This is a genomic window from Bradyrhizobium sp. 1200_D9_N1_1 (genome assembly GCF_052075915.1).
Classification (GTDB): domain Bacteria; phylum Pseudomonadota; class Alphaproteobacteria; order Rhizobiales; family Xanthobacteraceae; genus Bradyrhizobium; species Bradyrhizobium diazoefficiens.
Genome location: NZ_CP197226.1, coordinates 4,305,152 through 4,320,074, shown reverse-complemented (window position 1 = coordinate 4,320,074; position 14,923 = coordinate 4,305,152). Strand labels below are relative to the sequence as shown.

The 14,923-nt window shown below is 60.3% G+C and carries 9 protein-coding genes and 1 tRNA gene; 1 reads left to right on the top strand and 9 read right to left on the bottom strand.

The features are described from left to right. Positions 1–183: 183 nt before the first annotated feature. From AB5K84_RS20820 to AB5K84_RS20790, 7 genes are all read right to left on the bottom strand, one after another. Complete coding sequence (locus AB5K84_RS20820; RefSeq protein WP_236842272.1) at positions 184–1,857, bottom strand: arylsulfatase; 1,674 nt, start codon at positions 1,855–1,857, stop codon at positions 184–186. Positions 1,858–1,886: 29 nt separating this feature from the next. Beyond that, positions 1,887–2,879: a formylglycine-generating enzyme family protein gene (locus tag AB5K84_RS20815; protein ID WP_038966354.1), complete on the bottom strand. Its 993-nt coding sequence runs from the start codon at positions 2,877–2,879 to the stop codon at positions 1,887–1,889. A 306-nt stretch (positions 2,880–3,185) separates the two neighbouring features. After that, positions 3,186–4,784, bottom strand: coding sequence for a porin (locus AB5K84_RS20810; RefSeq protein WP_038966355.1), 1,599 nt, complete (start codon positions 4,782–4,784; stop codon positions 3,186–3,188). Positions 4,785–5,537: 753 nt separating this feature from the next. Further along, entirely contained in the window at positions 5,538–6,944 is a 1,407-nt protein-coding gene (locus AB5K84_RS20805; protein ID WP_038966356.1) for an OprD family outer membrane porin, read from the bottom strand. 451 nt (positions 6,945–7,395) lie between these two features. Then, positions 7,396–7,797, bottom strand: a complete 402-nt coding sequence (locus tag AB5K84_RS20800; RefSeq protein ID WP_011087839.1) for a hypothetical protein — start codon at positions 7,795–7,797, stop codon at positions 7,396–7,398. A 27-nt stretch (positions 7,798–7,824) separates the two neighbouring features. Continuing rightward, positions 7,825–10,998, bottom strand: coding sequence for an efflux RND transporter permease subunit (locus AB5K84_RS20795; protein ID WP_011087840.1), 3,174 nt, complete (start codon positions 10,996–10,998; stop codon positions 7,825–7,827). Positions 10,999–11,001: 3 nt separating this feature from the next. Beyond that, on the bottom strand, positions 11,002–12,189 hold the full coding sequence (locus AB5K84_RS20790) for an efflux RND transporter periplasmic adaptor subunit (protein WP_011087841.1): 1,188 nt from the start codon (positions 12,187–12,189) through the stop codon (positions 11,002–11,004). A gap of 488 nt (positions 12,190–12,677) precedes the next feature. On the opposite strand from AB5K84_RS20790, the gene AB5K84_RS20785 reads away from it, so the two are divergent. Continuing rightward, positions 12,678–12,770: transfer RNA gene (locus AB5K84_RS20785), tRNA-Ser, on the top strand. Between the two features lie 133 nt (positions 12,771–12,903). Here the strand turns inward: AB5K84_RS20785 and AB5K84_RS20780 are convergent. Together AB5K84_RS20780 and AB5K84_RS20775 are read right to left on the bottom strand one after the other, a co-directional pair. Next, a complete protein-coding gene (locus tag AB5K84_RS20780; RefSeq protein ID WP_011087842.1) occupies positions 12,904–13,113 on the bottom strand; it encodes a hypothetical protein in 210 nt (69 codons plus the stop codon). A 196-nt stretch (positions 13,114–13,309) separates the two neighbouring features. Further along, positions 13,310–13,576, bottom strand: coding sequence for a hypothetical protein (locus AB5K84_RS20775; protein ID WP_011087843.1), 267 nt, complete (start codon positions 13,574–13,576; stop codon positions 13,310–13,312). Positions 13,577–14,923: the final 1,347 nt, after the last annotated feature.

Here is a 14,923-nt window from a genome sequence, read left to right as displayed (position 1 = left end):
TCGGTGGCGAGCGCCGGACATGCGTCGTCGTCCGGCTTGAGCCTTCGAGGACTATTCTCAAGGTCTGACCCGATCGTCAGGCGAGCCATCCCAATCCCGGAGGGCGCCGCGAGCTGCCGATGCCGCGCGTCAGACCGGCAGCTCGCGCCACTCCCGGGCTTGGGGTGCCCGTCGCCGCATATCCTACTTGCCAGCGTGCGACTGCATGGCCTTCTCTATCTGCTCCTTGACGGCTTCCAGGTTGAAGCTTGCACCCTTCTGCATCGGTGGGAACTCGATCGCCGTCTGGGCAAGCTTGGCGACCTCCTGCTGCACGAACTGGAACCGCCAGAACTCGTAAGCAAACCAGTTATAGAATGCCAGCGACCCCTGCGCGCCGTTAGGCAAGTTCGTACGCTCGAAGGGATCAAGGCGGATATTGGTGAGGATCGGCCAATCAACCTTGACCGTGCCGCCCAACCAGCCGCTCGGCTGATCGGTGAAGCGGTATTTGAAGTCGTCGATGCGCACCGCGCTCAGTGTGCCCTCCGTGAAATAGAAGATCGAGTGGCGAGCGGACGGGCCTTTTCCGGTAATCAGGTCCATCTGGTTGTACCCGTCGAGGTAGACCTTGTAGGTCTTGTCGCCGAGCTGCTTTCCTTTCTGCAACTCGCCGGCGATATTCGGATTGCCCGCTGCGGCGACGAAGGTCGGGAACCAGTCGAGTCCGGACATGATGCCGTTCTCGACCTTTCCCGCCGGCACCTTGCCCGGCCAACGGATCATGCAGGGCACGCGAAATCCACCTTCCATGGCCGTTCCCTTGCCGCCTGCAAATGGCGTCTGTCCGCCATCAGGCCAGGTGAAGTTCTCCGCGCCATTGTCGGTTGTGAACGCGACGATCGTGTTGTCGTCGAAGCCCTCGTCCTTGAGCTTCTTCATGACGGCGCCGACGATATCGTCGAGCTGGGCAAACCCGCCCTCGGAGACCGACCAGCCGTTTTCGGAGTTGCGCATGTTCTCGTATTTTTCCGAGAGGTGGGTGACGACGTGCATGCGCGTCGGGTTGAGCCAGACGAAGAACGGCTTGTTGTCCCGCTTGGCCTTGTCGATGAAGTCGAACGTGATCTTCAGGATTTCGTCATCCACCGTCTCCATCCGCTTTGGATAAAGCGGTCCGGAGTCCTCGATCTTTTGCTTGCCGATCTTGCCCCAGCGCGTCTGCACCGTCGGATCGTCGACGTTGGTCGCCCAGGAATGAACCATGTTGCGCGGACCGACGGTGGCCAGCAGCGATTGCGGGTAATTGCGGTGGGCCGGGTCCTCCATGGCGTCGAGGTGATAGAGGTAGCCAAAGAACTCGTCGAAGCCATGCATGGTCGGCAGGAATTCGTTGAGGTCGCCGAGGTGGTTCTTGCCGAACTGTCCCGTGGTGTACCCCATGGATTTCAGCGCGGTCGCAATGGTCGGCGCTTGCGCCGGCATGCCGATCGGGGAGCCTGCCTGGCCGACCGTGGTAAGCCCGGTACGGATCGGCAGCTCTCCGGTGATGAAGTTGGCGCGGCCCGCCGTGCAGCTGGCCTCGGCATAGTAGTCGGTGAAGCGCATGCCTTCCGCGGCGAGCTTGTCGAGGTTCGGTGTCCGGCTTGCCATGATGCCCTGGTGGTAGGCACCGATATTGAACCAGCCGATGTCGTCACCCATGATGAAGACGATGTTTGGCCGCTGGCCAGCCGCTGCTGGCGCCGGCGCCGGCTGCTGCGCTTGCGCAGGGCTCGTCAATCCGACGGCCGAGAGCGCCGAAGCGGCGACGAGAGAACTACCACTCAACAAGAGATCGCGGCGTTTCAATCCTCCGCCGATTGGTCCCGTGCTCATCTCAGGCTTTTCCGGAATCCGATCGTTACTCATGACGTGATCCTCTTCCTGGCGATGCACCTGAAGCCGACATGGCTTGCTGAGGTGTCGATCGGCTCGGCATGACGCGCGGCCGGACGATAGCGGCGGCAGTAGCTGGGAGCGCAAAGATGCGAGCCGCCTTTAAGCACCTTGCGTGGAATCCTGAGGTTCGGCTGACAAGAATCGTAGCTCGCGCCCTCGGGCCCGCCGCTAGGATTTTGCGGGATGCAGCAGACTTTCAGGGCGTCGGCTTCGTGCTTCTGCGAATACCAATCGGCCGTCCATTCCCAGACATTACCGATCATATCGTGCAGGCCGTAACCGTTGGCCGGGAATGCGGTGACGGGCGAAGTGCGTTCGAAGCCATCAGCCGCAAGATTCTGGTGCGGGAAATTGCCCTGCCAGGTGTTTGCCATATGCCTTCCGCGGGGGAATAGCTCGTCACCCCAGGCGAATTCCGCGCCGTCCAGTCCGCCGCGTGCGGCGAATTCCCATTCGGCCTCGGTCGGCAATTCCTTGCCGGCCCATTTGGCATAGGCTTCGACGTCGCGGTAGGCGACGTGGACGACCGGGTGGTCGTCGAGCCCGCTGATGTTGCTGCGCGGACCATAGGGACGGCGCCAGTTGGCGCCGAACTTGAACGTCCACCATTGCCCCCAGTTGTGCAAGTCTACAGCTCGCTTAGGCGGCGTGAAGACCAGTGACCCGGCCTTGAGCATGTGCGGCAGAGCGCCCGGATAGTCCTTCGCATCAGGTGTAATTTCGGCGAAAGTGACGTAGCCGGTCGCGTTCACGAATTTGCGGAATTGGCGGTTGGTGACCGGCGTGCGATCCATCCAGAATCCGTCAACGGTAACGAGATGGGCCGGCGCTTCCTCCGGATAATGCCGATCCGAACCCATGCGAAACGTGCCCCCCGGCACATAAAACATCCCCTCACCTGCTGGATCTTCGAACGATTGTCCGGAGCCAGACAACGATTTCGTATCAGCCAGATACATGACGACCCCCGGGGGCCATCGCATCAGCGGCCTGGTGGCACTCCTCCGGGTTGATCCAGATCAAAGGCCCGTTTCAGGGCCATAAGCAGACAGCGCAGGGAGTCGCTGCCGAGAGCATCGGTGGCAAGCGCCGGACATGCGCCGTCGTCCGGCTTGAGCAGCGGCCGCGACCTGAGGCGTGCACGCGACCGGTCACGGAAGCGACGCGCCGGCTCGGCCGACATTGCTGGGGCGCAAAGCCATGCACCAAAAGAAAAGCCCCGGCGGTTTCCCGCCGGGGCTCTCTGTCAGGTCGTTAGACCGAGATCACCAGTTGCGCTGAGCGCGGAGGAGCAGAACGAGCGAGTTCTGGTCCTTGACCTCGTAGGTCGCAGCCGGCTTGGCGGGAACAGCGGCCAGCCCCGCCGCAATTGTACCTGCGTACTTCTGGTCGACGTTGGTCCAGGCCAAGTCGGCCGAGAACGTCAGGTTCTTGACCGGCGTCCAGCGGGTGATGATACCCACCTGGCCGATATTGAAGTCGGGGTTACAACCCGTAAGACCAGGTTGCCCGACGGTGAGCAGGCCACCAGCGCCGCAGAGGAAGGTCTTGGCCCCCGAGCCGAACTGCGCCTGAGCGTAGGCACCGTAGATCGCGGTGTTCCAGTAGGGATCCCAGTTGTGCGTGTAAGCACCGCGGAAGCCCCAGGTCTTGATCGTCTCCTGCTGGCCACCCGTGACGAACACGGTGTCCGGAGCGGTGACAGCGGCGACGCTGCCGTAGGCGCCGGCGAGGCCCGAGCTGCCGTACATCACATACGTGCTGCCCGCGAGGTTCTGGAAGTTGTAGCGGGTCGCACCGTCGGTGTAGACGGCCGACACGTTGATCACGTCACCCGCACCGGTCGGGATGTTCTTGATCGACAGAGCGAGCTGAACCGCCCAGCCCCACTTGTCGTCGGGGTGACCAGTGACTTCGGACGGGCCGTAGTAACCGACGTGGTTGTCATGCGCAGCGACCGACGCCTGGAACAGACCCCAAGCCTGGTCGACACGAACCATACCGACGAGGTTCGGCGACCTGCTGCCGCCGATGGCATTGGCGCCGACAGCACCGCCGAAAATGCCAGCCGCAGTTGCGCCAGTCAGGTTGACGTTACCAGCCTGATAGTACGAGGTGGCGTCTTCAGCCGAGAACGCCGCCGTGATGCCCTGACCGAAGTCAGCGGTGTAGCTGAACTGGTTGACACCGGTGACCGTGCCCGAACCGCCGACGAGACCGTCGAAGTTGTTGCCCGGATAGTTGGTCCAGGGCGCGTCGAACTGCGACACCGCCTTACCCATGGTGAAGCCGGCGAACTGGATGAAGGCGTAGTACACACCGAGCGAACCGGCCGAGGTGTTACCGTCCGTGCCGTTCACCGAACCGCCGCCGGAGCCGAAGAGAGCCGGAGCAGCTGCACCGACGGGAGTGTTGATGGCGAGCGCACCGCTGTAGGCGGTGCCACCGGTGGCGCTGCCGGTGCCGACATAGTTGCCGGTCGTCCAGGAGAAGACGCCATCGAAGAAGGTGCGGACCACGCCGTACTCGGTCGCGGTGCGCGTGTCGATGTTGAGGTCTTCACGAGCGCGCATCGTGTAGTAGTTCGTCAGACGGTTGCGTGCACCGTTGGCGCCCTGGGTCGAGACGTTCTGGTTCAGGGTGAAGTCCGAGTTGGTGCCCAGCGCGACTTCAGCGCGCAGGTAACCACCCAGCTTGATGCAGGTGTCAGTGCCCGGGATGTAGTAGAATCCGGCACCGTACAGGGAGCAGATCTTCACGTATTCGACCGCTTTGGCCTTTACGGGGAGATCGGCTGCCTGTGCTCCGCCAACGGCGATCAGACCCGCCGCTGAACCGAGCAAAAGGCTCTTAACCAACTTCATGTTAAACCTCCAAGTTTGCTCTATAGGGAAGGTTCCGGATCCGCTGGGTGAAGACACCCTAAGGTTGGTTCCCTTGTCCCTTAACTCACCGCTTAGTCGCTTCGCGCCTTCGGACACACCCGCTGACCGCGAGGGACTTAAGCGAACCACCTAAAACGGGACGACCTCGGGATGCCCCCCTCCGTCGCTCAGTCACAATTACCGAACGTCCTTGCACACACAACAACAGAACGCTCCGGAACGGGCCTATGAAGCGCGTTTTCCGACGGGTGTTGCACAAATAACACGCAGATGTGATCGGATCGCCCCTGTAACATATTGTTTACATTGATGTTTTTTAAACGGTTCCATTTGCCTTCAAAGTTCCCCACATGAGGCACCGCTACAGGGAGTTCGTCTCCAACGAGGTTTCGGCGCCCTCGAATCGCGGAATCAGAAGAAGACTCAACGGGAAGACACAGCCTCCCCTCCGCGAGCGCATTCGGAAGGCGTCGGCACCAAGAGGGCATGGCATTTTCTTCGATAGAGATGAGTTGCGCCCCAAGTCGCATCACTAAGCGTTTTCGATGACTTGCGATTTTCGGGCTCGGGCGGGAGGGTACTCAGCCTCCTTGACGATGCAAAACCGGTGCGACGAGCCCGGCAGCGATCGCGCCCGTCATCAAAGCTCCGCCTAAATCGTTCCGCATCGGGGCAATGCGAGCCTGTCCAGTGGCACCACGCCTGATCCGGGTTGGGAAGAAGGTGATTGCCCTAGTGCTTCGACACCGACGGTTCCGGCCTGAAAAGCACCGTGTAATCGGCGATCAAGCGGAATTCTTGCTGCGTCGGGCGCACGTTCCCCTGTTGCCAAACGTTTGAGTATTGGGTCTTCAGTCGCAGGCCTTTCAGCGGCCCCTCGGTCGGCCGATACTGCAGCCATACATCCAGTTCTCGACGGTCGGGAATCGCGACATTGGTCACCGGATTCAGGGCTCCCCAACCCTGGCTGTACCAGGCACCGGTGCTCAGTCCGGGGAGCCCAAAGGCCGCGAAGTCGTAAGCGGCGCTGCCGCCGATCGCCTTCTCGCCGGCGTTGTCAAAGGACACTTGCTGCATGTCCGTATAGTTCGGTTTGGTCCCGAAAGGCGAATAGATCTTGGATTGGTTCCCTGTCGCAGACCCCGCGATGAAGAGCGTCCAGCCGGCATACGCCATCTGTGCCTTCGCAGAAGCCTGGTAGGTCTCGAAGGGACTGCCCGCCAGCAGGTTGTCGCCTACGCTCGTCTGCGCGATGACATTGCCGCCCAAGATGAAGTTGGGCATCCCCTTTGGCTGCCTGAAGTCATACTCCGCCTGACCGAAGCCGGAATTGATGAAGTTCTGGACGTTGTAATCCATAGCCGTCAACACGAGGCCAGGAATCGGGCGGAGCCTGAACATCCCAAATGGCGTGCCCTCCGTGCCGGTTCCGGCCAGCGCATTCGACATCGGAATGAAATCGTTTGAATCGCGCGGCTTGATATTCCAGATGTAACCGAGGGCGTAGTCGTAGAAGCGATCCTTGTCTGGCAACGATACAAGCGTCGCGGCCTCGAACGTGTTCGGTACCATCCGATTGTCTTGAGGATTGATCAATGGCGTATCGACCAACTGCCGTCCGCCACGGATTTCCTGGTCGCCGAGTTGGATGCGTCCATAGATCTGACCCAAAGTATTGATGTTGTTCTGGCCCGGCGCCAACAGCTTCGTACCGTCTTGATCGAGAGGACCAAAAAGCCTCTCCGATCCGTAGAAGGCGGCGTGAATGCCGAACAGGTCGCCAATCAGGCCGGTTCGGACCGCAAGCCAGCCGCCTGCGGCATAAGCTTGCGACTTGGTTCCGTCGAAATTGTCGCGGTTCATGTAATAGGTTCGCGCGACGTATTGTACGAGTGAATCGCGGAAGAACGCCGGCAACTCCTGAGCTCGGCGGTCCCAGTAGATTTCCTTCATGAACGGCTGAGCGGGAAACTTGTCCAATGTCCACGAGGACAGACGCTCGCGGTCGGCGATTTCATCTCGCGACGCAGGCAGCAGAAGCTCCTGGGCTGTTGCCGGCTGCGCAAGGCAGAACCAAATCGCGACGAGGCCGGCTGAAGCAACGAGGCGATTGCAGATCGCCCGAAACACGCGGTGCATACTTCCTTCTCCTGTCCCCGGGAGCGGATTCAACACACGCTGAGCGCGTACGACACCAGCACTTTGATTTGGATCAACACTCGGATTAATCTCTGCGCATCAACAAAACGGCGCCGGCTGTGGTAGCGCAATACTCCCGCGCCAAGCGGACCGACACGCACAGCAAACCGTCGCGCGGCATCGTCTGTCGAGCACAGCAATGGCGCTGGATCAGATATCGAACACACTTCGGTGCGAGCCCTGAGATCGCATCGCACCTCTCTTGTCGGCGCGACCCAAAGACATCTTCGCAGCTATCTCGTCTTGAGAAATGACCTTTGGTGCAATGTCCCCGACAACCTTGCGCAACGTGCCCTCGCCACTTCTATGCTCAAGCTCTGCAGTAAGACGCGAGCAACAAGGGGATTGCCACCGGCAAACGATCAGCCGGTTCGCATGAACCTGGCGCGATCTACATTGCACACCTGGTAAATTTAACGCTCATGTCGGAAATGTCGGGAAAGGAGCGGCTGATATTGTTGTCGTCAATAACTTTCAGGACGAATTTCATGTCCTGATTCATGATCGAGGTTGCGCATGCAGCCGAAATCTCGACGCTGCCTGCGTTTTCCTTTTTGGACTTGATCGTGCAGTTGGCCGACTTTCCTCGTATGCTGTTGCCCTCGATGATGAAGCCCGAGCCGTACAACTCCGACATCTCGGTGAAGGCGACGTGACTGCCTCGCTTGCTGAATACCTGACTGCACATGTCGGCTTCGCTCGCCCATGCTCCGGTGAGTTCTATGGCCGATGCCGGGCTGGAGGCCATCACGATCGCGACAGTAAGGACCTGAATGTTGCGAATATTGATCATGAAAAGAGCTCCATCGTGGAAGCGACCTCATTCGGCCGCGACATTGTCCGTTGAAATCTCGTTGGCTGGCAAAGCTTCGGGCTTCTTCTTTGCGCCCGGCCGCAATCGCTCTCGGATGGCCTGGAACATGACGTAAAGCGGAGGGATCGCGAAGATGCCCACGAACGAGGCCAGAATCATACCGCCGAAAACCGGGGTGCCTACGCCGCGTCGTGCAAGCTCCGAGGCGCCTGATGCGACCACGAGCGGATAGAGACCGAGGATGAAGGCAAACGACGTCATCATCACCGGGCGGAAGCGCAAGCGTGCTCCTTCCGCGGCTGCCTCGAGCAGCGGTATGCCATGCTCGCGCTTCTCCTTCGCGAACTCGACGATCAAAATGCCGTTCTTGGCGGCCAGTCCGATCAGCACGACCATCCCGATCTGCCCGTAGAGATCGAGTGTCAGGCCGCTGAGCAGGATTGCGCTGAACGAACCCAAAACCGCTATCGTAACCGACAACAAGACCGGGACCGGGATGGTCCAGCTTTCATAGAGTGCGACCAGGAAGAGATAGGCGAACAACACAGCGAAGCCGAGGATGATGCCGGTCTTTCCTTCGGCGCGCTTTTCCTGGAACGCTGTGTCCGTCCACTCGCCGGCGTAACCTTGTGGCAGTGTCCTGGCAGCAACGTCCTCAAACACCTTCAACGCTTGGCCGGACGACACGCCAGACGCCGGCGTGCCCTGAATTGTCACTGCGCGAAGATTGTTGTAGCGAATGATTGCAGGCGGCCCAAGCGCAACGCGCGTTTCGACGAGGCTGCGCAGCGGGATCATCTGTCCTTCCGCATTACGGACATTGATGCGGTAAATGTCCGTGATGGTCGAACGGTCGGCGGCGTCTGCCTGAACCTGGACCTGCCAAGTGCGGCCGTAAAGGTTCATGTTGTTGATGAAATAGCCGCCAAGCGACGCCTGCAAGGCCTGAAACACGTCCTTGAGCTGCACGCCGAGAATCTGGACCTTGTCGCGATCGATCTCCAGAAAGATCGAAGGATTGTCAGCGGAGAATGTGCTGAACACTCCCCTCAAGCGCGGCTCCGCGTTGGCCGCCACGACGAGGCCGCGAAGAGCCTGCGCGAGGGCTGCCGGATCGCCACCTCGCAGGTCTTCGAGGACATAGGTGAAGCCGCCTCCGGTGCCGAGGCCTACGATCGGCGGCGGGGCCAACGGCACGACGACGCCTCCTTCGATGGCACGAAGCTTCCCTCGCAACCGCGCGATGGTCTCGCGCGCGCCAAGCTCGCCTTTCTTGCGCTCCTCGAAAGGCTTGAAGGTGACCACCATGAAACCGGCGTTCGCTTGCGAGTAGCTGTCGATGAAATTCAGGCCGATGATGCTGGTATAGTCTTCAACGGCCGGATCCTGTTTGATGATGTCTTCGGCCCGACGCAGAACTTCTGAGGTGCGCCCGACCGAGGCGCCGCCGGGCAACTGGGCAATGATAAAAATGGCGCCCTGATCATCTTCGGGGACAAATCCCGTCGGAGTTTGCCTGGCAATGCCAAAGGTAGCGGCGCCGGCGACGGCGACCATGGCAATTCCGACTATCGAAAAATGGACGAGACGCGCGACGATGGCTCCGTATCCGTCCCGGACGCGGTCGATCGTTCGCATCGTCCATCCGATGAGCCCGCGTCTGGGACCATGATGAGGTCGCAGAAATACGGCGCAAAGCGCTGGCGACAGCGTGAGCGCATTGATCGCGGACAGCAGCATGGATACCGCAACCGTCACCGCGAACTGGCGAAACAGCTCGCCGGAAATCCCCGGTATGAACGCGATGGGAACAAACACCGATAGAAGGACGAGAGTGATCGCAATGATCGGCGCCGTAATCTCCCGCATCGCCTGCTTGGTCGCATCCGCGGGCGACAGTTCAGGCCGCTCCTCCATGACGCGTTCGACGTTTTCGACGACGACGATCGCATCGTCGACCACAATTCCGATGGCAAGCACGATGGCGAGCAGCGAGACGGTGTTTGCCGAGTATCCCACGGCGTTCAGCGCAATGAACGCGCCGATGAGGCTGACCGGAACCGCCAATGTCGGAATCAGCGTCGCTCGAACGCTGCCCAGAAACAGGAACACCACGATGACGACGAGAATGAACGCCTCGACCAGGGTCTTTTTGACCTCGTGCAGGGTATCGGTGACGAAGATCGTTGGATCGTAGGTCACCTTCCACGACAGGTCTTCGGGAAAGCGCTTCTCGAGCTCTGCAAGCTTCTTTCGAACTGCCGCGACCGTGTCGATCGCGTTGCCGCCCGGCGTTTGATAAACGACAATTGCCGCCGCGTTCTGTCCGTTGAACCTGGTATCGCGGTCGAGGTTGGCGGCGCCGAGTTCGACCTGGGCCACGTCGCGAAGCCTCAGGACCGATCCATCCGGATTGGTGCGGACGACGATATTCTCGAAGTCGGAGACGGAAGCGAGGCGGCCCTTCGTTTGAAGGTTCAGCTGCAATTGCTGATCATTGAAGATCGGACGCGCCCCGATCCGGCCTACGGCTGCCTGCACGTTTTGCGACTGGACGGCGTTGATGATATCGGCGGTCGTCAGGTCGAGGCCGGTCAGTCGATCGGTCTTGACCCATGCACGCATGGCGTAGTCCTGGGGCGCAAAAAGATAGGCATCCCCGACGCCGTTCGTGCTCTTGATCTGATCGAGAAGGTTGATGGTGGCATAATTCGATAGAAACAGCGGATCGTGCGTATGCTTGGGCGAGTACAGGGTCACGACCGCGAGAATGGCCGTCGATTTCTTCTTGACGCTGATACCCTGCTTCTGGACCTCCGACGGCAGCGACGACAGCGCGGTCTGCACGCGATTGTTGATGTTGACGGTATTGATGTCAGGATTGCTGCCGAGCTCGAAGGAGGCGGTCAGCGTGTAGCTTCCGTCGTCGCCGCTGGTGCTTTTCATGTAGATCATTTTGTCGACGCCAACCACCTGCGCCTCGATCGGCTGCGCGACGGTGGCGTCTACAATGGCGCCGCTGGCCCCGGGATATTGGGTGGTCACCGAGACCTGAGGCGGCACGATGTCCGGATATTGTGCCACCGGCATGGCGACAAACGAGATTGCGCCGGCGATGGTCGTCACGATTGCAATGACGATTGCAAGCCGCGGGCGGTCGACGAAAATCGCAGACAGCATGGCTCAGCTCCGGCTGGTGGAGGCTGGCTGAGCGTGTACGGGACTGCCGCCGCGAATCCCCTGAATTCCCTCCACGATGACCTGCTCGCCGCCCGTCAGGCCCTCCTCCACGATCACACCCGTGCCGCTGGTCCCGCCGAGTTTGACACGTCGGACCGCTGCTTTCCCGTCCTCCACGATCAAGACATAGATGCCCTCCTGATCCGAAATCAGCGCCGCTTGCGGGATGAGGAGCCTTTCCTGGGCGGAGCCGCTTTCCAGCCCAACTCTGACGAGCTGACCATCCACGAGCACGCCGTCGGGATTGGGAAATGATGCGCGTGCAAGAATCGTATCCGTGCCGCGGTCGACGATCACATTGACGAAATTGATCTTACCCGGCTGGCTGTAGGCAGTGCCGTCGGAGAAGAACACATAGGCCTTGATGCCGACGACATCGACGTCGCGGCCTTCCTTTTGCGCTGCAAGAAATTCCCTGACGCTGACCGGGAAGGAAACATAGATCGGATCTTGGCTTACGATGGTCGTCAAGATGCCGGTCTGTGGGCTTACCACGTTGCCTTTGGTGATATTCGTCTTGCCGATCTTGCCGGCGATCGGCGACGTAATTTCCGTATAATCCAGATTGATTTGCGCAGTTTTCAGATTGGCCTCGTCCACGAGCAGCGCACCTGCGGCCGCCTGGTCCGCAGCCAGCGCCTGGTCACGGGCCACCTGCGTGCCCGCCTGCTTTGCCAGCAATTCCTCGGCACGCTGCAGCTGCACCTCGCTCAGGGTCTTCGCTGCCTTGTCTTTATTCAGCACGCCTTGGGCCTGATCTACTGCGGCCTCGAACAGCCCTTTTTCGATTGAGTAAAGCGGCGCTCCTGCCTTGACCAGAGCGCCTTCCTGGAACGAGACCTTTTCAAGATATCCCGTGATCCGCGCCCGCACTTCCACTCGCTCGATCGCTTCGATGCGACCGACCAGATCGATCGTTCGTTTTACCGGCTTGCGCTCGGCGACGATTACGCCGACGGAGGCGGCGGCTGGCTGTTGAGCTTGCTGGGCACTGGCGGGCAGCAATTCGAATGATGGTGCAAATACCGCCAACAGGCAGAAAGCGGTCCGAAGCGTCGGCAGCTTCATCGGCGCCCAGGGCTGGGTGGCCGGGATTGCTCCGGTGGCGAGACGACGATTATCGCTACACATGTCCAGCTCCCGTCTAAACGGAACCGAAGTCTTGGGGGTCCTTGCGATGGAGAGGTTGATCTAGCGCAAGAGGACGGGCGCGCGTGGGCCGGCAGGCGCATCATGCTGGAGATTGATGGGCTGGGGCGGACCGCGTGCTGGCCCGGGCCGAACAGCTGCACGCAGAAAATCACGTATTTACATAGGCTTATCGAAGGCTGCGAACGCACGTCATTTATGTTCTGGCGGAAACGGCGAGACCCCAGTCGGGCTGCCGGCACGCATAAAGAATAAATTCACAAGTTATTTCAGTCACTTGAGCCAGAATGGCTCCAATCATCCGAGAATGGACTTCCCTGCTACAGGGCACCAGACGATTCGGATGCCGTGTCGGTTCGCCCCCCGAGCCCCCAAGCTGCTTCGTTTCGAAGATCGCTGGGAATATTCGAGCGCAAACACGCGCTTACAAATTGACCGGCCCAAGTAATTAGAGGCATAAGGCTCGCACCGGAGAGGTGGCCGAGTGGCTGAAGGCAACGCTTTGCTAAAGCGTCATACGGTCTCAAGCTGTATCGAGGGTTCGAATCCCTCCCTCTCCGCCACCCAGCAGCAGAATCAAGGCCTGCCGTTCTCTCACCTGAAAGCGATCGCCGCGCCGGAGAGAGCTTGGTGCAGGGATCCGCGCGGCTGAGCTCAGCCCGATTCTCGCTCTCCCTATATTATGTGTGTCCGCACCTAGCGGCCGGACCGCCAGATTCGCCAATGCGAGGGCGAAATCAGCACCGGCTCGTCGGCCCAGACGTTGAACCAGACGCCGGACCTGCGCCGGCATGGAAAGGTCCAGGGCACGATGCCCGTCTTGTGCGGCCGTCCGAGTTCCAGATCGCAATCGTCGGGCGCGATCTGAATCGGCAGCCATTGTCCATTCGTGTCGGCAGCGCTCATGCCGCGCGGGTCTAGGCGGCGTCACGACGAAGGAACTTGATTCAGCGCAACCAGGCACGCCCGTGGAAACACGGGGCCGGCTGCGATCCTCAGCTCGAAGCGTTTTCAAGCGAAGCGGATACCGGTTCGCGTCGGGAAAACATCTCAGAACAAGACACCAGAGCCCTGTTCCGATGCCATCGGAACAGAAATGGCTCTAGTAGGTGGAAACCCACGCCCTCGCGTCGCGCTGTGCGGCCGAGATCTCGGCGTCCGACATCTGTCCGGCAACTTCCTGGCGCAGCGCCACGGCGTCCTTGCGGCCCTTCAGGGCGGCGAGGTTGAACCATTTGTGCGCGGCGACGAGATCGACGAGGCCGGCGCGGCCGCTCGCCCAATAGATCCCGCGCTCGAACAGCACGTCCGACAGCGCGCTCGCGTCGATCGGCGTTGCGGTCTCCAGATCGAAAGTACCCTGAAACATAACGCATCCCCTGTTTTCTTATGCCGCCTCGTTCCCCCGAGCGCGGCTCCCGTCCAACTCTGATTTGCGTGATCCCTTCTGGGATCATGCGCTGCTCAACTCTTCCCCAAGTCTTCTTGCCCAGGCCGTTTGCCGGCTTGTTGGAAGCGATGATGGCGGGCAAATTTGAATGGCAGTTTAAGTATCGCGATGAAGCAGACGTAAACGCGCCTTGGCCGCGGCCGCGCACGGAATGCCAAAAGTCCCCATTTGACGGGCACTTCTGCGATTCGTCAGATTCGGTTTACCCTGCGATTTTCGGACAACGATAACCATCGCGCGCGGTGGCGGGGCGCTGTGGCGTACACTCCGCCACTTCCAGTCGTCACCCATGACCCGGCTACGCCAAGGCACTGCCGGGGCTTGCGGTCCTGGAACGCCGAAGCTTCAGCGAAGGCGGCAGGCGGGCGCCCCATCCATCGAGAAGCCGCGACGCACCGGGTCGCCGCCGGGCGATGGCACTGCAAATAGGGAAAACGGCGCCCGGACGTCGCGCAACGACAAAGCCGTAGCCCTCGCCTGCCCCGAGGCAGCGCTCAGCGGCAGCGCGGTCACGCCACGACCAGATCAGCAATGTATGGAAAGGGAATGCCGGCAATACCCCGGCCTCAGAGAACGAGGGCGTCGGCGAACACGTCAGGACCAGATTTCACGTTGACCCGAAGGCCGCTTGTGAAATTGCAGAACCGGAGAACCGGCACCGCACCGAACGAAGAAAACTCGTTTCTTCTGCCGGACCGCGAAAAGAGCGATCCGACCGTTGACCTGATGTCTCGCCGACACCCTCTATCGTCGACCAGAACCTCTGGGAGGCGCTGATGACGTGCCGGCTCTCTGGGAGCCGGCAACTTCAGAAGTCGAAGTTACTTCTTCTTCTTCGCGACCTTGCGGGTCTTCTTCGCAGTCTTCTTCACTGCGCTCTTCGCCTTCTTCGCCTTCTTCGCTTTCTTGGCCATGTTGCCCTCCGATGTGTGAGATGGCTTTAATCGCTGCATGCAGTCGGGGATCGAATGCACACTCATCCCGAATACACCAACACGACGAAAAAAACAGCTTCTCGCTTAAAGAAGTGTTGACGCAGCAAGGCGCGTGCGCTTGGCGAGCGCGATGCAAGCACACTGCATGACGTGTTCGTCCGATCGCGGAGAGTGGGCGCATCATCGATGTTTGCGAGAGTAATGATTGCAAGAAAACACTATGCAGAAAGTATTTTCCTGCACTCACGCATTGCGCGTGATCGACGCGATGACGCGCGTCGCGACGCGCAGGATGGCCCCGCGAAGGCGTTTCGCGGACTCTGAGTCGCAG